General features: G+C 72.7%; 19 protein-coding genes. 6 read left to right on the forward strand and 13 right to left on the reverse strand.

The features are described from left to right. Nucleotides 1-9: 9 nt before the first annotated feature. The 5 genes from HJC40_RS28335 to HJC40_RS28355 form a co-directional block, all read right to left on the reverse strand. On the reverse strand, nt 10-1,230 hold the full coding sequence (locus HJC40_RS28335) for a DUF1800 family protein (RefSeq protein WP_250005621.1): 1,221 nt from the start codon (nt 1,228-1,230) through the stop codon (nt 10-12). 58 nt (nt 1,231-1,288) lie between these two features. After that, entirely contained in the window at nt 1,289-2,197 is a 909-nt protein-coding gene (locus tag HJC40_RS28340; protein WP_250005622.1) for a dioxygenase, read from the reverse strand. A 170-nt stretch (nt 2,198-2,367) separates the two neighbouring features. After that, nucleotides 2,368-2,889, reverse strand: a complete 522-nt coding sequence (locus HJC40_RS28345) for a GNAT family N-acetyltransferase (RefSeq protein WP_250005623.1) — start codon at nt 2,887-2,889, stop codon at nt 2,368-2,370. A gap of 30 nt (nt 2,890-2,919) precedes the next feature. Further along, complete coding sequence (locus HJC40_RS28350; RefSeq protein ID WP_250005624.1) at nt 2,920-4,608, reverse strand: aminotransferase class V-fold PLP-dependent enzyme; 1,689 nt, start codon at nt 4,606-4,608, stop codon at nt 2,920-2,922. 116 nt (nt 4,609-4,724) lie between these two features. Further along, nucleotides 4,725-5,282 carry a GerMN domain-containing protein gene (locus HJC40_RS28355; protein WP_250005625.1) on the reverse strand — a complete coding sequence of 186 codons (558 nt, stop codon included), beginning with the start codon at nt 5,280-5,282 and terminating at the stop codon, nt 4,725-4,727. Between the two features lie 102 nt (nt 5,283-5,384). On the opposite strand from HJC40_RS28355, the gene HJC40_RS28360 reads away from it, so the two are divergent. Further along, nucleotides 5,385-5,669: a GlsB/YeaQ/YmgE family stress response membrane protein gene (locus tag HJC40_RS28360; RefSeq protein ID WP_250005626.1), complete on the forward strand. Its 285-nt coding sequence runs from the start codon at nt 5,385-5,387 to the stop codon at nt 5,667-5,669. Then, the gene (locus HJC40_RS28365; protein WP_250005627.1) at nt 5,666-5,989 is read left to right on the forward strand and encodes an STAS domain-containing protein; all 324 of its coding nucleotides are present in this window, start codon (nt 5,666-5,668) and stop codon (nt 5,987-5,989) included. The genes HJC40_RS28360 and HJC40_RS28365 overlap by 4 nt, the downstream gene beginning before the upstream one ends. Here the strand turns inward: HJC40_RS28365 and HJC40_RS28370 are convergent. From HJC40_RS28370 to HJC40_RS28380, 3 genes are all read right to left on the reverse strand, one after another. Next, a complete protein-coding gene (locus HJC40_RS28370) occupies nt 5,979-7,316 on the reverse strand; it encodes an ATP-binding protein (RefSeq protein ID WP_250005629.1) in 1,338 nt (445 codons plus the stop codon). The genes HJC40_RS28365 and HJC40_RS28370 overlap by 11 nt on opposite strands. Continuing rightward, nucleotides 7,313-7,993 carry a response regulator transcription factor gene (locus HJC40_RS28375; RefSeq protein WP_250005631.1) on the reverse strand — a complete coding sequence of 227 codons (681 nt, stop codon included), beginning with the start codon at nt 7,991-7,993 and terminating at the stop codon, nt 7,313-7,315. The genes HJC40_RS28370 and HJC40_RS28375 overlap by 4 nt, the downstream gene beginning before the upstream one ends. Before the next feature lie 247 nt (nt 7,994-8,240). After that, nucleotides 8,241-9,239, reverse strand: coding sequence for an SDR family oxidoreductase (locus tag HJC40_RS28380; protein ID WP_250005633.1), 999 nt, complete (start codon nt 9,237-9,239; stop codon nt 8,241-8,243). A 180-nt stretch (nt 9,240-9,419) separates the two neighbouring features. On the opposite strand from HJC40_RS28380, the gene ctaD reads away from it, so the two are divergent. Further along, nucleotides 9,420-11,369: a cytochrome c oxidase subunit I gene (gene ctaD / locus HJC40_RS28385; RefSeq protein ID WP_250005634.1), complete on the forward strand. Its 1,950-nt coding sequence runs from the start codon at nt 9,420-9,422 to the stop codon at nt 11,367-11,369. A gap of 10 nt (nt 11,370-11,379) precedes the next feature. Here the strand turns inward: ctaD and HJC40_RS28390 are convergent, their stop codons facing one another. Beyond that, nucleotides 11,380-12,312 (reverse strand): thioredoxin, encoded by a 933-nt coding sequence (locus HJC40_RS28390; protein ID WP_250005635.1) that lies wholly within the window; start codon nt 12,310-12,312, stop codon nt 11,380-11,382. Between the two features lie 67 nt (nt 12,313-12,379). Here HJC40_RS28390 and HJC40_RS28395 point away from each other — a divergent pair, with 67 nt between their 5' ends. Both HJC40_RS28395 and gap read left to right on the forward strand, forming a co-directional pair. Then, nucleotides 12,380-13,333 (forward strand): GlxA family transcriptional regulator, encoded by a 954-nt coding sequence (locus HJC40_RS28395; protein WP_250005636.1) that lies wholly within the window; start codon nt 12,380-12,382, stop codon nt 13,331-13,333. A gap of 97 nt (nt 13,334-13,430) precedes the next feature. After that, on the forward strand, nt 13,431-14,435 hold the full coding sequence (gene gap / locus HJC40_RS28400; protein WP_250005637.1) for a type I glyceraldehyde-3-phosphate dehydrogenase: 1,005 nt from the start codon (nt 13,431-13,433) through the stop codon (nt 14,433-14,435). A 137-nt stretch (nt 14,436-14,572) separates the two neighbouring features. Here gap and HJC40_RS28405 read toward each other — a convergent pair whose 3' ends face one another. Continuing rightward, nucleotides 14,573-15,685, reverse strand: coding sequence for a zinc-binding alcohol dehydrogenase family protein (locus HJC40_RS28405; protein ID WP_250005638.1), 1,113 nt, complete (start codon nt 15,683-15,685; stop codon nt 14,573-14,575). Between the two features lie 86 nt (nt 15,686-15,771). On the opposite strand from HJC40_RS28405, the gene HJC40_RS28410 reads away from it, so the two are divergent. Continuing rightward, complete coding sequence (locus HJC40_RS28410; protein ID WP_250005639.1) at nt 15,772-16,335, forward strand: TetR/AcrR family transcriptional regulator; 564 nt, start codon at nt 15,772-15,774, stop codon at nt 16,333-16,335. A gap of 36 nt (nt 16,336-16,371) precedes the next feature. On the opposite strand, the gene HJC40_RS28415 is transcribed toward HJC40_RS28410, so the two are convergent. From HJC40_RS28415 to HJC40_RS28425, 3 genes are all read right to left on the reverse strand, one after another. After that, nucleotides 16,372-18,252, reverse strand: a complete 1,881-nt coding sequence (locus tag HJC40_RS28415) for a translation factor GTPase family protein (protein ID WP_250005640.1) — start codon at nt 18,250-18,252, stop codon at nt 16,372-16,374. Between the two features lie 214 nt (nt 18,253-18,466). After that, nucleotides 18,467-19,768 carry an FtsX-like permease family protein gene (locus HJC40_RS28420; protein WP_250005642.1) on the reverse strand — a complete coding sequence of 434 codons (1,302 nt, stop codon included), beginning with the start codon at nt 19,766-19,768 and terminating at the stop codon, nt 18,467-18,469. Then, nucleotides 19,765-20,499 carry an ABC transporter ATP-binding protein gene (locus tag HJC40_RS28425; RefSeq protein WP_250005644.1) on the reverse strand — a complete coding sequence of 245 codons (735 nt, stop codon included), beginning with the start codon at nt 20,497-20,499 and terminating at the stop codon, nt 19,765-19,767. The genes HJC40_RS28420 and HJC40_RS28425 overlap by 4 nt, the downstream gene beginning before the upstream one ends. Nucleotides 20,500-20,539 lie beyond the last annotated feature (40 nt).

Consider the following 20,539-nt stretch of genomic DNA (forward strand, 5'->3'; position numbering starts at 1 on the left):
TCGATCTCCTCAGTGGACGGCGTATTCGGGGCTGGCCAGGCCGAGCGCGAGCAACTTCTCGGGGTCCTTGGTGCCGCTGAGCGCGGCCCGGGTGCGGTCGCTCCAGCCGTCGACGACGAGCCGGTCGGCCAGCGCGTCGAGGCGGTCGGCGCCGGTGAGCCCGTCGACCTCGGCCCGGGCGGCCAGTTTCTGCCCGGCCCGCAGGCGGGTCAGCGTGGACGACGTGGTGAGCCAGGCCGCGCCCTCGGGCCACCCGCCGACCGACGGCGGCCGCAGCGGCACCTGTCCCAGCGCGCGCAGGACCGGCTCCGCCCCCTCGGGCGGCAGTGCCAGGTGACGCAGCGCGCCGATCAGCCATTCGACGGGCTGCTTGACCAGGGTGCCGGCGGTCGCGGCGAACTCGGGGGCCGTGCAGACGGCCTTCAGCAGGGCTGTGGTGGTGCGCCCGGCCGCCGCGACCCCCGGGGGCGGCGTCCCCGGGCCGCCGTAGCGCGCCCACAGCCGGCCGGCCACGAACGGCACGTGGGCCGGGTGCCGGACGAGCAGGTCCGCGTACGCGTCGACGCCCTGGACAGCGTCGCGGCCGAGCAGGGTGACGGGCTGATCGTCGTGCCGCCGGGGGACGAGACGCGTCCGGCCGGTGGCCCGGTCGACCTGCCACCCGGTGAGGACCCGCGCCCCGGCCTTGACGTCCGCCTCGGTGTAGGCGCCGGCGCCCAGCGTGAACAGCTCCATGACTTCACGGGCGAGGTTCTCGTTGGGCGCCTTGCGGGTGTTCTTCTGCCCGTCCAGCCACAGGATGAGCGCGGGGTCGCGCAGCATCGCCCGGACCAGCGGACCGGTGTCGCCCCACCCGTACCGCCGGAAGGTCTGTTGCTGGGCGAGCATGAGGGGGGCCGAGCGCACCTTCTGGACGCTGGTCGCCCAGTGCCCGTGCCAGAAGAAGGTGAGCTTCTCGGCCGCTCCCCCGGCCACCATCCGGGTCAGCCACCAGCGCGTCAGCACGGTGACCTGCTCGCGCTGGGCCTTGCGGGCGGCCTGCCGTTGCTCCCGGCTGTCGCCGGCCGCCGGGGCCGTCTCCAGCGGGGGCGGATCCGGCGAGGCCACCGGGCGCAGCAGCCTCTCCACGGTGGCGTCGTATCCGGCTCGCACGGCGGCGTCCACCTCGGCCGAGGTGGGCCCGAAGGTGAGCCGGCGCAGCAGATGCGACACCTGGCGTCGGTCAGTCATGCCGGCGACGCTAGGGGGCCTTTGTCAGGGTTGGGTAAAGGCTGGGTGCGGGCTGTGTTCAGGCCGTCTGGAACGACCGCCGCGAGAGGCCCAGGGAGTAGCCGTCGAGCGTGGTGACCACCGGGGCGGCCGGGTCGGCGGCCGCGCCGAGCGTGACGAAGAGCGGCGTGAAGTGCTCGACCGTGGGGTGCGAGAACGGCATGCCGGGGGCGGCGCTGCGGAAGCGGGCCAGCTCGGCGACGTCGCCGCGGTCGAGGGCGTCGGCGGCCCAGGAGTCGAAGTCGGCCGACCAGCCGGGCACCTTGTTGTCGACGAACTGCTCGCGGGTGAGGAACGGCAGGCCGTGGGTCATGTGGCCGGAGCCGACGACGAGCACGCCCTGCTCGCGCAGCGGGCGCAGTCGCTCGCCCAGGGCGAGCAGCCGGTCCGGGTCGTCGGTCGGCAGGCTGAGCTGCAGCACCGGGACGTCGGCGGCCGGATACATGATCTTCAGCGGCACCCAGGCGCCGTGGTCGAGACCGCGCCGGTTGTGCTCGTGCACCTGCTCGCTGCCCGGCATCATCGCGGTGACCTGCCGGGCCAGCGCGCCGGCGTCCGGGGTGTCGTAGCGGAACGTGTAGTAGAGCGGGTCGAAGCCGCCGAAGTCGTAGACCAGCTCGCTCGGCCGCGCGGCGCTGACCGACAGCGGGGCCGACTCCCAGTGGGCGCTGACGACCAGGATCGCCTTGGGCTTGGGCAGGGCGCGGGCCCACCGGCGCAGCGGGTTCAGCCACTCCGGGTTCTCGAACGGCATGGGTCCGCCGCCGTGGCTGACGTAGAGGCTGGGCAGCGGGCCGTCCGCGGGCGTCCACTCGCGGTGCGGGTCGGCGGCCTCGGCCGCGGCGGCCCGGCGCACGTGCTGCGCGAACGGGTGGGCGACCGGGATGCCGGCGTCGGCCACCGCGGTGGTGCTGGGCGTGCTGGTCATGCGAGCTCCCGGCGTTCGGTTCCACGACTGTTACTTGAAGCGCGACTGTTACTTGAAGCGCGGCAATTACTTGAAGCCTCAAGCTATGGTCCACGATACGCCAATTGCTTGTACCGTCAAGTATTTAGCGGGCGGCGATGGCCGCCGTCACGTTAGGTCGTGCACCGGAGTCAGCGGGAGGCCAGCCACTGCTCGCGCGTCAGGCCGTACATCAGGGACTGCTCGGTGCCGGGCATTGGGCGCAGGCCCAGTCGGAGCATGAGGCCCCACGACGCGTCGTTGCCCGGATCGCAGCCGGCGGTCACCGCGCGCAGGCCGGCCGGGCCGAACAGGTGGCCCAGAAAGGCCTCCATCGCCTCCCGGGCATAGCCCTGACCGTGATAGCGAGGATCGAACTGGAATCCCACGTCGCCCGCGTGGTCACGATCGGAGGCCAGCCAGACGCCCACGTCGCCGATGACCCGGTCGTCGGCCACGTGGTGAACGGCGAAACCGTGCCACGCGTCCAGCTGGTCGTCGTCGAGCACCGCCTGGGCGGCGAGATACTCGAGGGCCTGGTCGGCGGTCATCGGCGCGCCGGGCAGGTATCGGCGCACCGCCGGATCACTCTGGTAGGACAGGAAGTCGGCCAGGTCGCCGCTGGTGAAGCGCCGGACGACCAGCCGTGGCGTCGTTATCGCGTCCTCTCGCACCGCGGGAGCATGACACACCGGCCGTCCGCCCTACAGCAGCGGCGTGCCGTCTCCGGGCCGGCCCGGCCAGCCGTCCAGGCACTCGTCGGGGAGCAGGAACCAGCGCAGCTTCTCGAAAGCGGCCGGGAGCCGGGCGCCGTCGCCGTCGATCGGGGCCGGACGGCTCGTCAGGATGGACCGGGCCGCGACCAGCTGCTCCTCGAGGACGTCCTCGCCCAGCCGGGGTGGCACCGGCGGCCGGGTCACCGTGCCGTCGGCGGCGAGTCTCAGGTCGGTCAGCCGGGGCAGCACCTTGGGCCCGCGGACGTGGCACCACTGGCCGGTGAGCGGGTCGAAGCGGTAGTCGGGCAGCAGGTGGGCGCCGTGCCGGGCGATCAGGACGACCGACTCGATCACGTAGTCGGCCACCGTGTCCGACCAGAAGTACGGGAAGTTCAGGCGGGACCAGCCGGGCTTGATGCCTTCCCAGCCGTCCTCGATCTCGTGCTGGAAGCGGTGCGAGAGCTCGGCGCCGATGCCCAGCAGGCGGTGACCGTACGGTCCGGCGCAGGAGCAACCGCCCCGGGCCTGGATGCCGAACAGGTCGTTGAGCAGCGTGACCACGTAGTTGTGGTGCAGGTAGTGGGTGCCCGAGCGGAGCTGGAACGAGACGATCGGCAGGCGGTCCGCGTCCCGGTCGCCCAGGATCTCGATGCGGTCGTCGGTGGCCCAGCGGTCGCGCGCCCGCTGCCACAGTCGGTGTTCCTGGGCGGTGATCAGTTCGGTGCCGACCGACTCTTTCACGGCGAAGACCAGGCCGGCCCGGATCGACTCGACGATGGCCGGGGTGCCGCCCTCCTCGCGGGCGATCGGGTCGTCCAGGTAGCGGTGGCTGTCGGGGTCGACGAACGCGACTGTGCCGCCGCCGGGAACCGTGGGGACCCGGTTGAGCAGCAGATGGCGGCCGACGACCAGGACGCCGGGCGTCTGCGGGCCACCCGGGAACTTGTGCGGGGACAGGAAGACGGCGTCCTTGTCGCGCATGCTGATGGGCAGGTAGGGGCCACCGGCCGCGTAGTCCCACACCGACAGGGCCCCGTGCTCGCGCAGCACGGCCGCGATGGCCGCGACGTCGGTGAGCAGGCCGGTCACGTTCGAGGCGGCGCTGAAGCTGCCGAGGAGCAACGGCCTTTCCCCGTACGCCCGGAGGTGCTCCCGCAGGTCGTCGAGATCGGGCCGGCCGCGGCCGTCGCTGCCGATCTCGACCACGTCGGCGATCGACTCGCGCCAGGGCAGGACGTTCGAGTGGTGCTCGTACGGGCCGACGAAGACGACCGGGCGCTCGGCCGGTGGGATCCGGGCGCTCCAGCCGTACCGGTCGTCGAGGTTCTCGGGGACGCGCAGGCCGAGCAGGGCGACGAGCTTGTTCACCGCCGTCGTCGAGCCGGAGCCGCAGAACAGCACCACGTCGTCGGGGCCGGCGCCGACCGAGCGGTGGATGAGCTCGCGGGCCTGCTCGCGGAACGCCCCGGTCCGGGCGCCGGTCGCCGAGGCTTCGGTGTGGGTGTTGGCATAACCGGTCAGGACCGTGTCGCGGATGTGGTCCTCGACGAAATCGAGCGCCTGCGCGGAGGCGGTCTGGTCGGCGTACGTGACGCGGCGCGGCCCGAACGGCCCGTCGATCACCGAGCCGGTGCCGATCGAACCCTCACGCAGCCGCCGCAGAATCGGTGTGTCCATGGCTTCCTCCGCGTCCCACGCACACCGCCACGCGGGTCCCGCGCGCCGGTGACGTGGCCCCAGAGTGCGGCCTGACCAGCCCGTTGTCACGTCTCTGCGAGAAATGAGACAACCGCTCAGCCCGGCTGCAGGAGGTCGGAGTAGTCACTGCTGCGCAGCGGCGCACCGGTGAGCGTGCCATCGGAACGCGGCACTTCGAGCGGCTGCCCGGCCCGGGTGAACAGCACCGTGCCCACGTCCGCGCGCGCCGTCAGCGTGCACACGATCTGCCCGTACGCCAGGATCTCGTCGTTGCGGGCGTTGCCCTCGTCGACCTCGGGGAAGCCGACGGTCACCTCGGCGCCCGCGATCTCCTCCGCGGTGAGCGTGAGCCCGGACAGCGCCGTGCCCAGGCCGGCCGTCCGCTCGGCGGCGGTGGGCCCGGCCGTCAGGGTGTTGAGTTGCGCCTGGACGGCGGGATAGGCGGGCGTGCGCCGCACGGTCTGCACCAGCCGGCCGTCGCGCACCAGGCAGAGCACCTGCGCCACCTCGCCGTTGGCGACCGCCGGCCCGGCGCCCGGCGTGGTCAGCGGGTGCCGGGGCAGGTCGACGCCGTGCGGTTCGTCCTGGGCGCGTACGCCGCAGCCCCCGAGCAGCACGACGGCCGCCGTCAGAGCCGTCCCGAGCCGCCGCATCCACCCCATGATGCCCCGCGACCGGCCGGCATCCGGACTCCGTCATGGAACTGTCATATCGCCGGAGAACTTCCGCCAACCTCGACGGGCACTGTGGGGAGCATGACGGTCACCAGTCTGGTCACCGCCGTCGTCATCGGCGGCGCCCTGGGCGTCGCCGGGCACCTGCTGACGAAGGCGGACCGCCGGGTCCCCTTCTGGCTGCCCCCGACGGTCGGCGTCGGCGCGGCCGTGTTCGCCACGACCGTCGCCCGCATCGCCGCCGACCTGCCCACGGGGCTGAGCCTGGCCGAGCTGACCCTGCAGGTGGTGTTCGGCGGGGCCGGGGTGGCCGCCGTGGTGACCACCGGCGACCGCCGAACGCCCGAGAAGGAGGGCCTCCGATGACCGACGTACGCGACGACCTCGACACAGCAGTCGTCACCCCGCTCAGCGATCTGGACGCGGCCGCCGTGGAGCTGCTGCGCGAGTCGCTGACCGAGGCCGTCCGTGATCATCGGTACGTCGTGGTGGACCTGCACGCGGCCCCGACCATCGACTCGGCCGGGCTGAGCATGCTCGTGCGCGCCTACAACGAGGCCAAGGGCAACGGCGGCACCCTGGCCCTGGCCGCGCCTTCGCGGTACGTCGTGACGGTGCTGCACACCATGAAGCTGCACCAGGTCTTCCCGTTGTACCCGGACGTCGACGCCGCGCTCAGCGCGTAGGCAGGTCGATCCGGAACCGCGCCCCGCCGCCGGGCCGGTCGGCCAGCGACACCGTGCCGCCGTGGGCCGCCGCGTGCTCGGCCACGATCGCCAGCCCCAGCCCGGTGCCGTCGCCCCCGCCGCGCGCGTTCGCGGCCGGCCCCCGCACGAATCGGTCGAAGATGGTGGCCCGCGCCTCGTCCGGGACCCCCGGCCCGGCGTCGTCCACCTCGAGGAACCCCGGCCCGATCCGGACGGCCACCGGCCCCCCGCCGTAGCGGATCGCGTTGTCGACCAGGTTGCCCAGCGCCTGTTCGACGCGGCGCCGGTCGACGTGCCAGTCGACCTCGGTGCCCGGCTCGACCTCGATGAGCTCGGCCGGCAGGTTCCGGGTGTTCAGCACGCGGGCCGCCAGCAGCCCGATGTCGGCGTCCTCGAGGTGCACCGGCTGGTCGCTGCGGGCCAGTTCGAGCAGGTCGTCGACCAGCGCCTGGAACCGGGCCACCTCGTCGGCGATCAGCCCGACGGCCGCGGCCGACCGTTCGTCGAGGCTGTCGCGGCGCCGGTTGAGCACGCTCACCGCGGCCGCCAGGGTCTGCAGGGGGGAGCGCAGCTCGTGGCTCACGTCGGCGGCGAAGCGGCGGTCCCGGCGCAACCGCCGGGACAGCTCGTCGGCCATGTGGTTGAACGAGGCGGTCAGCCGGGCCAGGTCGGGTTCGGCGTCCGGGTCGAGGCGGGTGTCCAGGTCACCGTCGGCGATGCCGCTCGCCGCCTCGGCCACCGCCGCCAGCGGTCGCAGGGCGTGCCGGGTGACGTACCAGCCGACCGCCGCTCCCCCGGCCGACACCATGATCGCCACGGCGGTCAGGACCAGCGCGAGCAGCTGCAGCGTCCGCTCCAGCTCACCCAGCGACACGATCTCGTAGAACACCGCCGAACCCTGCACGGGCACGGCCACGACCAGGGACGCTTCCCGGCCGCGGCGGATCCGCTGGGCGCCGGCCTCGCCGCTCGCGGCCATCTCCTGCAGGGCCTCCGGTACGAAGTCGCTCGCGGCCGGACCGGCGCTGCGCGAATACCATTCGCCCTGGAACTCCAGCAGCACGTAGCGGTCGGCGCCGAAGTCGAGCGACTGCAACAGCTCCCGTACGTCCGGGTTCGGACCGGTCAGCCCGGCGTTGATGGCCGCCGCGTCGAAGTAGGTGGCCCGCACGGCCGCCCGCTCACGCTCGCGGAACAGCGTGTTGCTGATCAACTCGTACGAGACGAAGGTGACCCCGGCCGACAGGGCCAGAGCGCCGATGGCGAAGGCGGCGCTGACCCGGGTCCGCAGCCCGGCCCGTCTCACGGCTGCAGCTTGTAGCCCAGACCGCGCACGGTCACCAGGTGCCGCGGCTTGCCCGCGCTGTCCTCGATCTTGTGCCGGAGCCGGCCCACGTGCACGTCCACCAGCCGCTCGTCGCCGATCTCGTACTCCCACACCCGGCTCAGCAGCTGCTGGCGCGACAGCACCTGCCCGGGGTGCTCGGCCAGCTCACAGAGCAGCCGGAACTCCGTCCGGGTGACCGCGACGGGCTCGCCGTGCAGCCGCACCTCACCCGCCTCGGGCCGGATCTCCAGGTCACCGAAGGTCAGCACGGTCATCGACGGGCCGGCCGACGCGGCCCGCCCCCGGCGGCGCAGCGCCCGCAGCCGGGCCGCGAGCTCCTTCACGGCGACCGGCTTGACCACGTAGTCGTCCGCCCCCGCCTCGAGCCCGGCCACGATGTCGTGGGTGTCGTCGCGGGCGCTGACCACGATGACCGGCACGTCATCGGTGCGGCGCAGCTGCCGGATGCACTCGAAACCGTCCATGCCCGGCAGCATGAGGTCGACCAGCACGGCGTCGGCGGGCTGCCGGCGCTGCAGCTCCAGCCCCTCCTCGGCGGTGGCCACGGCGTGGGTCTCGTAGCCCTCGTCCTCCAGAGCCATGGCCAGCGACAGCCGGATCCGGTCGTCGTCCTCGATCAACAGCACGGCGCTCATAACCGCATGATGCCGCGCCGACCACGGGACGACACGGCGCAGTGCCGAATCCCCGGTTTCGTCACGCAACCGTCATATGCCCGGAGGTCTATCGCCATCGCCCGCCCGGAGCATGGGACGCGGGAAACGAACCCTCCCACAGGGCCCGCGCTCCGCCCACCGGTTCGGTGGCCAGGGCGCGGGTCCTTCATGCCGGGGAGACCGCGACCGCCATCCCGGTCTCTCCGGCACCCGTACGCGGGAGGCGTCAACCGCGGCGGCGACCCAGGATCGCGCCGGCGCCCACGAGGACGGCCACGGCAGCGCCGGCCAGGCCGGCACGGTGCATCGACGACCATGACCACAGATCCCGGGACTTGGCCTTGTCGTCGAACATGCCGTGGGCGCCGCGGTCGGTGTCGTCGTCCTTCGGCTCGAAGACGTTGCTGCCGTACCGGGGGCCGGCATCCTCGCTGAGCTGGCCGTCGACCACCTTGCGGGCCAGATACCAGTCCATGAACGAGGGGGCCAGCCGGCTGCCCAGGATGGTGTAGGCGGTGGAGATCCCGACCCACAGGTTGCGGCGCGGGTTCTCGGCCAGGAAGCGCACCGCGCGGGCGGCGATCTCGGGCTGGAAAATCGGCTCGACCGGCTGCGGGTGGTCCGCGAACTCGGTGGCGTTCCAGTCGAACTGCACCGTGTTGATCCCCGGCAGCTGCACCGAGCACACCCGGACGGCGCTGCCGGTGTGCTTGAGCTCGGCGATCACGCTGTCGGTGAAGCCCTTCACGGCGTGCTTGGCACCGCAGTAGGCCGACTGCAACGGGATGCCGCGGAAGGCCAGCGCACTGCCGACCTGCACGATCACCCCGCGGTCGCGGGGCCGCATGTGCTCCAGCGCGGCGCGGGTGCCGTGCACCTGGCCGAGATAGGTGACGTCGGTGATCTTGCGATATTCGTCCTCCGGGATGTCCCAGAAGTAGCGCAGGTCGCCCGAGAAGGCGTCGTTCACCCAGAGGTCGATCGGCCCCAGGTCCTGCTCCACCCGGAGGGCGGCCTGGCGCACCTGCTCGGCGTCGGCCACGTCGGTCGGGATGCCCAGGGCCCGCGCGCCGGCCTTCTCGGCATCCGCGACCGCCCCGTCCAGCCCGGCCTGGCCCCGGGCCAGCACCGCCACGTCCCAGCCGTTTCCGGCCAGCTCCCGCACCACGGCCCGGCCGACCCCGGCGGTTCCTCCGGTGATCACGGCGATCCGACGCTCTGTCACTGCGTTTCCCTTCGCTGCTCAACCTGCCGCAGGTGCAGGTACCCGCTCACCGGCCGCTGGAACACCGATCCTGATCGATCCCGGGTCCGGCGTTAATCACCGGGCCCGCCGGGTAGGCAGCGCCGATTTCCCGTACGACCGACTTCCCGTGCCATCGATTCCGCCGCTTGAGGAGCCGCCGTGACTGCCGTTACCCCACGCCCCGTGGTGACCCGGCCCGCCCCGGTGCGGCGCCAGGTCAAGGGATCCGCGCTGGCCCGGCTGCTGCGCACGACCGACGCGAAGCAGATCGGCCTCATGTACATGGTCACGGCGTTCGTGTTCTTCATCATCGGCGGGGTGATGGCGCTGCTGATCCGGGGCGAGCTGGCCCGGCCCGGCCTGCAGTTCCTCTCCCCGGAGCAGTACAACCAGCTGTTCACGATGCACGGCACGATCATGCTGCTGTTCTTCGCGACGCCGATCGTGTTCGCCTTCGCCAACTACATCGTGCCGATCCAGATCGGCGCGCCCGACGTGGCCTTCCCGCGGCTGAACTCGTTCGCGTACTGGCTGTTCCTGTTCGGCGGCCTGATCGCCATCGGGTCGTTCGCCACCCCGGGCGGCGCCGCGGACTTCGGCTGGACGGCGTACACCCCGCTCAGCGACGAGGTCCACTCCCCCGGCGTCGGCGGCAACATGTGGGTCGTCGGCCTGGCCCTGTCGGGTCTCGGCACGATCCTCGGCGGGGTCAACATGATCACCACGATCCTGACCCTGCGGGCGCCGGGCATGACGATGTTCCGCATGCCGATCATGACGTGGAACATCCTGATCACCAGTCTGCTGGTCGTGATGGTCTTCCCGTTCCTGGCCGCCGCGCTGTTCGCCCTGGCCGCCGACCGCGTGCTCGGGGCGCACGTCTTCGACGTGAACACCGGCGGGCCGATGCTGTGGCAGCACCTGTTCTGGTTCTTCGGCCACCCCGAGGTCTACGTGGTGGCGCTGCCGTTCTTCGGCATCATCACCGAGGTCATCCCGGTGTTCAGCCGCAAGCCGGTGTTCGGCTACAAGGGCCTGGTCGCGGCGACGTTGCTGATCGCCGGCCTGTCGATGAGCGTCTGGGCCCACCACATGTTCGCCACCGGCCAGGTCCTGCTGCCGTTCTTCAGCTTCCTGAGCTTCCTCATCGCCGTACCGACGGGCATGAAGTTCTTCGTCTGGATCGGCACGATGTGGCGCGGGCAGATCTCGCTGGAGACGCCGATGCTGTTCGCCATCGGCTTCCTGGTGACGTTCCTGTTCGGCGGGCTGTCGGGCGTGCTGCTCGCCTCGCCGCCGATCGACTTCCACGTGCACGACAGCTACTTCGTCGTGGCGCACTTCCACTACGTGTTGTTCGGCACGATCGTCTTCGCGGTCTTCGCCGGACTGTACTTCTGGTTCCCGAAGATGACCGGCCGGATGCTCGACGACCGGCTGGGCAAGGTGCACTTCTGGCTGACGTTCGTCGGCTTCCACACCACGTTCCTGGTGCAGCACTGGCTGGGGGCCGAGGGCATGCCGCGCCGCTACGCCGACTATCTGCCCTCCGACGGCTTCACCGAGCTGCACACGATCTCCAGCATCGGCTCGTTCGTGCTCGGGGCCTCCATGCTGCCGTTCCTCTACAACGTCTGGAAGTCGTACAAGGTCGGCCAGGTCGTGACCGTGGACGACCCGTGGGGCTACGGCAACTCGCTGGAGTGGGCCACCTCGTGCCCGCCGCCGCTGCGCAACTTCGACAAGATGCCGCGGATCCGGTCCGAGCGGCCGGCCTTCGACGCCAAGTACGGCGACGAGGTGTCCGACCTGGGTCGCGAGCTGCGCACGGGGGACAGCCGGGTGGCGCAGTCGGTCGCATCGGAGCTGCGCTCCGACGGCGGGCCGGACGGCTCCGACGTGGCGACGCCCGGCGGGGCGACCGGCAGCGAGGCCGCCCGCGGCTACCAGCCCGACCCGCGCTCTGGGGCCCGGAATGTCCGCGTACCCGAACCGGACGAGATCCGGGCGCCCGACGCGGCCGACCAGCCCGGCGGCACCCCCTTCGACGCCGAGGCGACCCGCCGCGACTCCGACGAGCGGCAGCGCCGCGGCGAGGACAAAGGCTGAGACGCCGCGCCTATCCGAAGGTGAAGACGTACGCCCGGGCACCCGGCGCTGCGAACGTGATCTCGAGGAACCGTTCCTCGACCGGGCCGGGCTGGCGGACGAGCTGATACATCCGGCCCTCGTCGAGCACTCCGGCGCCGTCGGCTCCGACGTCGAGACCGGCGGCGTCGCCCGGGGCCTGGCCGTCCAGCGTGACGCGGAACGGGATCGGCCCGCCGCCGGACCGGTCGAGCACCAGGTTGGCGTCGCGGGCCTGGAAGCGGAAGGCGATGCCGCCGTCCGGCCCGGCCAGGTCGGCGTGCTCGCTGCCGACCGTCCACTCGCCGTCCAGGGCCCAGTGATTGAAGTGCAGGTAGTTCGCGTACGTGTAGGTGTGCCGGCGGCCGTACCCGGCGTCGCCGGCCGCCGCGAAGTGCTCGCCCCGGGCGTACCCGAGATAGGTCTCCGGGGTGCGCAGCTGGGACCAGTCGGCCTCGGCCTCGACGCCGGCCGGCTCGACCCGGCTCAGCGGGCGGCGGACGTCGAGCAGGCGCTGGATCGAGCGTTCCGACTTCTCGTACTCCCCCTCGCCGAAATGGTGGTCGCGGATCGTGCCTTCCTCGTCGGCCAGGTACAGCGCCGGCCAGAAGTGGTTGTCGAAAGCCGTCCAGACCGCGTAGTCGTTGTCGATGACGACCGGGTAGTCGATGCCGCGCTCGGCCACCGCCCGGCGCACGAGGGCCGGGTCGTGCTCGAAGGCGAATTCGGGCGTGTGCACGCCGACGACGATCAGCCCGTCCCGGCGGTACGCGTTCCACCACGCGAGGCGATAGGGCGCCGTGCGCAGCCAGTTGACGCAGGTGAGCGTCCAGAAGTCGTAGAGGACGACGTGACCGTGCAGGTCGTCGGGGCCGAGCGGCCGGGAGTCGAGCCACTCGGCCTGGGCCAGCGAGGGCGTTCTCATGCTGTCACGGTGCCAGTCCGGCCGGGCCGAAGCCAGCGATGTGTCGACCGGCTCTATCGTGAACCGGGTGACGCCGCTCCCCCGCCTGCACCGCGTCGCCGCGCTCGTGCTGGAAGGCGCGAAGCCGCTCGACGTCGGCATCCCGGCCCAGGTCTTCACGACGCGCGCGAGCATGCCGTACGAGGTAAGGGTCTGCGGCGCCGCGCCCGGGCTGATCACCGGCGGGGACGGCCTGTCCTACCACGTGGCCGACGGGCTCGACGCCCTCGCGTGGGCCGATGTCGTGTTCCTCCCGGGCTATCGCTTCCCGGACCGCGAGGACCCGCCCGGGGCTGTCCTGGACGCGCTGGTCGCCGCGCACGACCGGGGAGCCCGGCTGGCGGCCATCTCGACCGGGGCGTTCGCGCTGGCCGCGACCGGGTTGCTCGACGGGAAACGGGCCACGACGCACTGGCACTACACCCGGCAGCTGGCGCACAAGCACCCGGGCGTGCGCGTCGACGAGAACGTGCTCTTCGTCGACGAGGGCAGCGTGCTCACGTCGGCCGGCGCCGCCTCGGGCATCGACCTGTGCCTGCACCTGCTGCGCGGCGACCTCGGGGTGGCCGCGTCCAACCACGCGGCCCGGCGGCTGGTCGCGGCGCCCTACCGCAGCGGCGGCCAGGCCCAGTACGTGCCCCGCAGCGTGCCCGAACCGCTCGGCGAGCGCTTCGCCGCGACCCGGGAATGGGCGCTGCACCGGTTGGACAAGCCGCTCTCGCTGGAGACGCTGGCCCGGCACGCGGCCGTGTCGCCGCGGACCTTCTCCCGACGGTTCGCCGACGACACCGGCCACCCGCCGATGCAGTGGGTCATGCGGGCCCGCATCGACCGGGCCCGCGAGCTGCTGGAGCTCTCGCAGCTGTCGGTGGAGCAGATCGCCGTGCGCGTCGGGCTGGGCACCGGAGCCAACCTGCGCCTGCACTTCCAGCGCGTCCTGGGCACGACACCGAGCCAGTACCGCCGCACCTTCGTGGCGTGACCTCCCGAGTGGCCGGACGTGGCGAGTGGCGTGATCCTTGCGAACGGTGGCGCCGGCGCCACTGTTCGCGCCGCAGGGCGCCCGCGAGGGTTGAGCCATGACTCGCATCGCCATCAACGGATTCGGCCGCATCGGACGCAACGTGCTGCGGGCGCTGCTCGAGCGGGACAGCAAGCTCGAGGTCGTCGCCGTCAACGATCTCACCGAGCCGGCCGCCCTGGCCCGCCTGCTGGCCTTCGACACCACGGCCGGACGGCTGGGCCGCCCGGTCACCGCCGACGGCTCCACCCTGGTCGTCGACGGGCGCCGCATCGAGGTGCTGTCCGAACGGGAGCCGGCCGCGCTGCCCTGGGCCGCGCTGGAGATCGACATCGTGCTCGAGGCGACCGGCCGCTTCGCCTCGGCCGCGGCCGCCCGCGCCCACCTCGACGCCGGCGCGCGCAAGGTCCTGGTCGGAGCCCCCTCGGACGGCGCCGACGTCACGCTCGCGCCCGGCATCAACACGTCCGCGTACGACCCCGCCACCCACACGATCGTCTCGAACGCCTCCTGTACGACCAACGCCCTGGCCCCGCTCGCGTCGGTGCTGGACGAGCTGGCCGGCATCGAGCACGGCTTCATGACGACGGTCCACGCCTACACCCAGGAGCAGAACCTGCAGGACGGCCCGCACCGCGACCCGCGCCGGGCCCGGGCCGCGGCCGTCAACATCGTCCCCACCACCACGGGCGCGGCCAAGGCGATCGGCCTGGTCCTGCCCCAGCTCGCCGGCAAGCTCTCCGGCGACTCGATCCGCGTGCCCGTCCCGGTCGGCTCGATCGTCGAGCTCAACACCACGGTCGCCCGCGACGTCACCCGCGACGAGGTCCTGACGGCCTACCGCGTGGCCGCCGACGGGCCGCTGGCCGGCATCCTCGAGTACTCCGAGGACCCGCTGGTCTCGGCCGACATCGTCGGCAACCCGGCGTCGGCCGTCTTCGACTCGGCCCTCACCCGGGTCGACGGCCGCCACGTCAAGGTCGTCGCCTGGTACGACAACGAGTGGGGCTTCTCCAACCGGGTCATCGACACCCTGGAGCTGCTGGCCACCCGGGGCGTCTGACCGCTCACGCCCGCCGGCCGGCCGTCGTCCTGATCACGGCGGAATCGTAGGAGGATCAGACCGGCCTTGCTTGTACCGCGGCGCCTACGTCACCGCGCTGCCTCGATCCGTGACGAGCGCGATCGGGGTCGGTTCCCTCAGAGTTCGACGACCAGCTTGGTCGCCGAGACGCCGCGGCGCTGCTGGTCCAGGGCCTTCTGCAGGCCGGCCAGTGACGTGCCGACGACCGAGGCTCGCGGCAGCGGCCGGTAGCGGCCCTCGGCCAGCGCGGCCGGCAGGAAGTCGCGGAAGATCGCGGGGCCGACGTCGTTCTTCTTGACGTCCGACCCGAAGACGAACTTCATCCGGACCCCGCGGCGCCGGGCGGCCAGCTGCCAGCGCAGGACCCCGCCGACCATCCCGGTCAGGGTGCGCGGCAGCGAGAACCCGTTCTCGAACGTGACCGGCGCCGTGGCGACGGAGACGAACCGGTTGCCGCGCGAGGCGCCGGCGATCCGGATGCAGGCGGGGGCCGCGCCCAGGCCGATCGCGACCGCGCCGGCCGGCGTACGGTCGCTCAGGGTCTCGATGATGTCGGCCTCGACCGTCGGGCTGCGGTAGTCGCAGACCCGGCTCGCGCCCAGGTCGGTGAGCAGGCCGGCGTTGCGGGGCGACGCCGTCGTGATCACGTCGTAGCCGGCCGCCACGGCCAGCTGGATCGCGTTGACGCCCACGCTGGTGGAGCCGCCCCAGATCAGCACGGTCGCCCCGGCCGGCGGCGCGCCGGCGACCGGGAGCCGCAGCCCGAGGTGGGTGGTCTGGAACAGCGAACAGGCGGCGGTGGACAACCCGAGCGGCAGCACGGCCGCGTCCCGGTAGGACAGGCTCGCCGGGATGGGCGCGGCGAGCACTTCCGGTACGACCGTGTACTGCTGGAACGCGCCCTGGGCGGGGCTGTCGACGTCGCGGTCGGTGCCGACGGCCAGCGCCAGCACCCGGTCGCCGGCGCGGAACCGGGTGACCGCCGAACCGGTCTCGACCACCTCGCCGGCCAGGTCGGCGCCGACCACGGCCGGGTACGTGAGCCACGAGTAGGCGACCCGGCCGGCCACCTGGATCACCCAGTCCAGCGGGTTGACGGCGACGGCGTGGTTGCGCACGACGATCTGGTCGGGGCCGGGCGGCGTGCAGGGCGCCGGCCCCACTTCGAAGGCTCCGTTGCGGGTCCGGATCCAAGCGGCGGTGTTGGTGGGCTGGGCGGTCGGGGGCATGCTGCACACTCCTCATGACTGCACTAGGTGCAATCACCAGCCTGCCACGTGATTGCACCCGGTGCAAACGCGGTAGATTCCCGGTCATGGCCCGCTGGGAACCGGACGCGCGCGGCCGCCTGCAGCAGGCGGCCATGAGCCTGTTCCGCGAGCGCGGCTATGCCGAGGTCACGGTGGCCGAGATCGCCGACCGGGCCGGGCTGTCCAAGCGCTCGTTCTTCAACCACTTCGCCGACAAGCGCGAGGTGTTCTTCGCCAACGCGCAGTTCTTCGAGGAGAGCGTGCTGGCCCACCTGGCCTCGGCCGACCCGCGGCTCAGCGCGATCGACGCGACGGTGCTCGCCCTGACCCGCTGCGGGCTGGATCTGTCCACCGTGACGTCGGCCGAGGACGCCCAGACCCGGCTCGACGTCCTCGTCGCGACCCCCGAGCTGCGCGAGCGCGACCTCAACAAGACCGCCGAGCTGACCGCGGCCATGGTCGAGGCCCTGGGCCGCCGCGGTGTACCGCCCCGCACGGCCGGCTTCGCCGCCCAGGCCGGCCTGGCCGTCTTCACCGTCGCCGTCGCCGAGTGGCTGGCCACCCCGGCCGCCGACTTCCCCGATCTGATGCGGCGGGCCCTGAACGAGCTGCGCGAGGCCGTGGCCTGAGGCCGGCGGCGCCTTTCGCACCGCCGGCCGTGGAACTCAGACCGGGCGGTAGCCGGCCGGCCGGGTGGCGAACGTGCCGCGTCCCCGCGTACGGCTGCGCAGGTCGGTGGCGTACCCGAAGAGCTCGCCCAGCGGCACCAGGGCCGTGACCGACTCGCCGGTGGAGCCGGTGATCCGGCCGCGACGGGACGCGAGATCGCCCAGCACCCCGCCGAGCGTCTCGGCCGGGGCGTGGACGATCACGTCGGCGACCGGTTCCAGCAGAGCCAGCTCGCACGCTTCGAGTGCCGCCCGCAAACCGTTGCGGCCGGCCGTGCGGAACGCCATCTCCGAGGAGTCCTTCACGTGGGTGGCTCCGTCGGTGAGCACCACCCGCAGGCCGACGACCGGGTGACCGCCGAGCGGACCGTGGGCCAGCGCCTCCCGGCAGCCGGCCTCGACCGCGCGGACGTACTCGGCCGGGACGCGCCCGCCGGTCACCGTGGACGCGAACGCGAACCCGGTGCCGTCGAGCGGCGCCACCTCGAGCACGACGTGCGCGAACTGACCCGCCCCGCCGTCCTGCTTGACGTGCCGGTGGATCAGACCGGTCACGCCGCGCGCCACGGTCTCGCGGTAGGACACCTGGGGCCGGCCGGTCGTGACGGCCACGCCGGCCTCGCGCAATCTCGTCACTGCCACCTCCACTTGCAATTCCCCCAGTCCGGACAGCAGGGTCTGCCCGGACTCGTCGTCCGTGCGCACCGACAGCGACGGGTTCTCCTCGACCAGCGCGGCCAGGGCGCCCGGCAGCCCGTGGGCGTCGGCCCGCGTACAGCCCTCGACCGCGACCGAGACGAGCGGCTCAGCCGTCGGGGGCGCCTCCAGCTGAACGGGATGCTCCCGGGTGGACAGCGTCGTGCCGGCCCGGGCCGCCTTGATCCCGGCCAGTGCGACGATGTCACCGGCCTGCGCGCGATCGACGTCGGTGTGCCGGTCGGCCTGCACCCGCAGGATCCGGCCGACTCGCTCGGTCCGTCCCGTGCCCGCGTCCCAGACCGTGTCACCCTTGGCGAGGGCGCCGTCATAGACCCGGACGAACGTCAGCCGGCCCGACCGGCCCGAGTGCACCTTGAAGGCCAGCGCGGTGAGCGGAGCCGCCGGATCCCCCGACGGCGCCGGCAGGTAGTCGACCACCGCGTCCAGCAGCGGCTCGACACCGATGCCGCGGTAGGCCGATCCGCACAGCACGACCACGGCCGTACCGGCCCCGGTCAGGTCGCGCATCGCCGCCCGCAGGGTCTCGTCCGGCATCGCGTCCAGCTCTTCCAGCGCCGCCGGGTGCAGCTCGGCCACCGCCTCCTCGAGACGACGGCGGGCCGGCCCGTCGAACTCCGGGGTGACCCGCTGCTCGCCGTCCACCCAGGTGAGCGTGCGCCGGCCGACCAGGTCGACGACGCCGCCCTCGACGGGCACCTGCGCGACCAGCGGAGTCACTCCCAGCCGCTCCCGCAGCGAGCGCACGGCCGCGTCGAGGTCGGCGCCCGGCCGGTCGAGCTTGTTGACGAACACGATCCGCGGGACGCCGTACCGGTCGGCCTGCCGCCAGACCGCCTCGCTCTGCGGCTCGACCCCGGCGACGCCGTCGAGCACGACGACCGCGCCGTCGAGCACCCGCAACGAGCGCTCGACCTCGTCGGTGAAATCGACGTGTCCGGGCGTGTCGATGAGGTTGAGCCGATGGCCGTTCCAGTCGCAACCGACCGCGGCCGCGAAGATGGTGATGCCACGTTCACGCTCCTGAGGATCGAAGTCGGTGACCGTCGTCCCGTGGTGCACCTCGCCCCGTTTGTAGGTGGCGCCGGTACGGAAGAGGATGCGTTCGGTCAGGGTGGTCTTGCCCGCGTCGACGTGCGCGAGGATGCCGAGATTTCGCATGGCTGATGGGCTTTCGAGAGTTCCGCAGGTGGACGGCGCCCACCCGGCCGCGTCGTCAGGACGCGGTCAGGAACGACCAGCCTCGGTGGCGCAACCGAGGCTGGGCCCACCGGACACGAGGAGAAGAGCGGTGCGGTAGCGCACGGCGTCCTCCCCTCGCGAAACGATCAACACCGGTGACGGTACGGACGCCGATCCGGCTTGTCGACCGCTTTCAGCTCCGCACGGCGGCGGTGGCCGGGCCCCGCACCGACCGCCGGGCGGTCCGCAGCAGGGCCGTGGCGGTGAGCATCACGGCGATCGCCGCGACGATGCCGAAGGCGGCCGGGGACGCGTCGGGCCAGACCCGGCCGGCCCGCGCCGAACCGAACGGCAGGACCGTGAACAGCGCGGCCACCAGGCCGCCGAGCACGCCGGTCACCGTGATCAGCAGTCCTTCGAGGGCCACCATCGCGGTCACCTGGCCGCGGGTGGCGCCGGCCAGGCGCTGCTGGGCGAACTCGCGGCGCCGGTGGGCGGTCGCGGCGATCAGCGTGTTGACCAGCATGATCGCCACGAAGACCGTGATCAGGCCGACCACCACGTAGTTGAGCGTCTGGATGTCCTGGGCGTAGCCGGGCTGGGTCGTGCCCGCGGCGGCGCGGTCCTCGATGCCCTGCATGTAGACCGTGCCCGTCGCGATGCCGGTGAAGAGCAGGACCGGCATCACGGCCGACGACAGCCGCGGGCCCTGCAACGCCAGCTCGCCCGGGGCGCCGAACAGGCGTACCAGAGGGCTCAGCACGGCCGTGACCAGCCGCAGCAGCTCGGGGGCGAGCAGGGCCAGCCCGATCGACGCCCAGATGCCGGCCTGGCCGGCGGTCTGCATCGCGTCGATTCCCTTGCCGTACATCAGCGTCGCGGTCAGGACGGCGCAGTTGGCCCCGGTCAGCAGGAACAGCGCCGCGCCGAGGCGACGCAGCCGCGGCCGCTGCTTGCGGCGGCCGTGCCCGGCGGCGCGCCGGGCCGCGGCGACGCCCGCCACCAGCGAGCCCAGCAGGGTGACCCCGAAACCGGCGCCCAGCGCGATCGGGCCGAACGCGGCGCCGACCGAGGTCGCGACCTGACCGGTGTCGTGCAGCAGGCCGACCAGCACCCGGCCGAGCACGAGACCGACCGGCACGGCGGCGGCCGAGGCGACCAGCGCGACCGCCACGGCCTCCCCCACGATCATCCGGCGCAGCTGGGGCCCGGTCGCGCCGACCGACCGCAGCAGCGCGATCTGCTGGTCGCGTTGCCGGATGGCCAGGGTGAGCGTCGACGTCACCGCGAACGCGACGATGATCAGGCACCAGCCTCCGCCGACGGTCGCCGTGGTGGTCAGCGACTCGTGGCCGGCCGCCGCGTCCACTCCGGAGGCGGTGTCGAGCAGCGACGCGAAGGCCATGAGCAGCGCCGCGCCCAGGAAGGCGGAGAGGAACGTGGCGACGAAGCCGCCGGGACGGTGGCGCAGGTTGCGCAGCGCGACGGCGATCATGCTTCTGCCCCCACGCGGTCGCCGAGGTGGGCGAGGCGCTCGGCCGCGGCGTCGGCGGTGGGCGCCTGCAGCGACCCGGCCAGCCGGCCATCGGCCAGGAAGAGGACCGAGTCGGCGTACGCGGCGGCGACCGGATCGTGCGTCACCATGACCACCGTGCGGCCGTGCCCGCTCACCACCGTGCGCAGCAGGGTCAGCACCTCGCGGGCGCTGCGCAGGTCGAGCGCGCCGGTCGGTTCGTCGGCGAAGATCACAGCCGGCTCGGTGACCAGCGCCCGGGCCACGGCGACGCGCTGACGCTGCCCGCCGGAGAGCCGCTCCGGGAGGTCCTGCGCCCGGTCGCCCAGCCCCAGCCGGTCGAGAACCTCCCGGACGCGGTGGCGATCGGCCCGGCGTCCGGCCAGGCGCAGCGGCAGCACCACGTTCTGCTCCACCGTGAGCGACGGGAGCAGGTTGTAGTCCTGGAAGACGAAGCCGACCCGGGTGCGCCGGAACTTCGTCATCGCGGTGTCGTCGGTGGCCGTGAGCTCGGCGCCGTCGATGAACACGCGGCCACCGGTCGGACGGTCGAGCCCGGCCGCGCACTGCAGCAACGTGCTCTTACCCGAGCCGGACGGACCCATCACCGCGGTGAAGCTCCCGGCCGGGAACGCGGCGGTCACCCCGTCGAGCGCGGTGACGCCACCGTCGTAGGTCTTGTACAGCGAGTCGAGGCTTACCCCATCAGTCATGGGTACACCGTACGAGCGCACTACGTCAGGAATCGGTAGT

The organism is Actinoplanes sp. M2I2 (assembly GCF_023544445.1).
In the GTDB taxonomy this organism is placed as follows: Bacteria; Actinomycetota; Actinomycetes; order Mycobacteriales; family Micromonosporaceae; genus Actinoplanes.

What these genes read in the sequence shown, in the direction of transcription:
- HJC40_RS28335 (WP_250005621.1), bottom strand. Translation starts at nt 1,230, where the DNA reads ATGACTGACCGACGCCAGGTGTCGCATCTGCTGCGCCGGCTCACCTTC.
- HJC40_RS28340 (WP_250005622.1), bottom strand. Translation starts at nt 2,197, where the DNA reads ATGACCAGCACGCCCAGCACCACCGCGGTGGCCGACGCCGGCATCCCG.
- HJC40_RS28350 (WP_250005624.1), bottom strand. Translation starts at nt 4,608, where the DNA reads ATGGACACACCGATTCTGCGGCGGCTGCGTGAGGGTTCGATCGGCACC.
- HJC40_RS28355 (WP_250005625.1), bottom strand. Translation starts at nt 5,282, where the DNA reads ATGCGGCGGCTCGGGACGGCTCTGACGGCGGCCGTCGTGCTGCTCGGG.
- HJC40_RS28360 (WP_250005626.1), top strand. Translation starts at nt 5,385, where the DNA reads ATGACGGTCACCAGTCTGGTCACCGCCGTCGTCATCGGCGGCGCCCTG.
- HJC40_RS28365 (WP_250005627.1), top strand. Translation starts at nt 5,666, where the DNA reads ATGACCGACGTACGCGACGACCTCGACACAGCAGTCGTCACCCCGCTC.
- HJC40_RS28375 (WP_250005631.1), bottom strand. Translation starts at nt 7,993, where the DNA reads ATGAGCGCCGTGCTGTTGATCGAGGACGACGACCGGATCCGGCTGTCG.
- HJC40_RS28390 (WP_250005635.1), bottom strand. Translation starts at nt 12,312, where the DNA reads ATGAGAACGCCCTCGCTGGCCCAGGCCGAGTGGCTCGACTCCCGGCCG.
- gap (WP_250005637.1), top strand. Translation starts at nt 13,431, where the DNA reads ATGACTCGCATCGCCATCAACGGATTCGGCCGCATCGGACGCAACGTG.
- HJC40_RS28405 (WP_250005638.1), bottom strand. Translation starts at nt 15,685, where the DNA reads ATGCCCCCGACCGCCCAGCCCACCAACACCGCCGCTTGGATCCGGACC.
- HJC40_RS28410 (WP_250005639.1), top strand. Translation starts at nt 15,772, where the DNA reads ATGGCCCGCTGGGAACCGGACGCGCGCGGCCGCCTGCAGCAGGCGGCC.
- HJC40_RS28415 (WP_250005640.1), bottom strand. Translation starts at nt 18,252, where the DNA reads ATGCGAAATCTCGGCATCCTCGCGCACGTCGACGCGGGCAAGACCACC.
- HJC40_RS28420 (WP_250005642.1), bottom strand. Translation starts at nt 19,768, where the DNA reads ATGATCGCCGTCGCGCTGCGCAACCTGCGCCACCGTCCCGGCGGCTTC.
- HJC40_RS28425 (WP_250005644.1), bottom strand. Translation starts at nt 20,499, where the DNA reads ATGACTGATGGGGTAAGCCTCGACTCGCTGTACAAGACCTACGACGGT.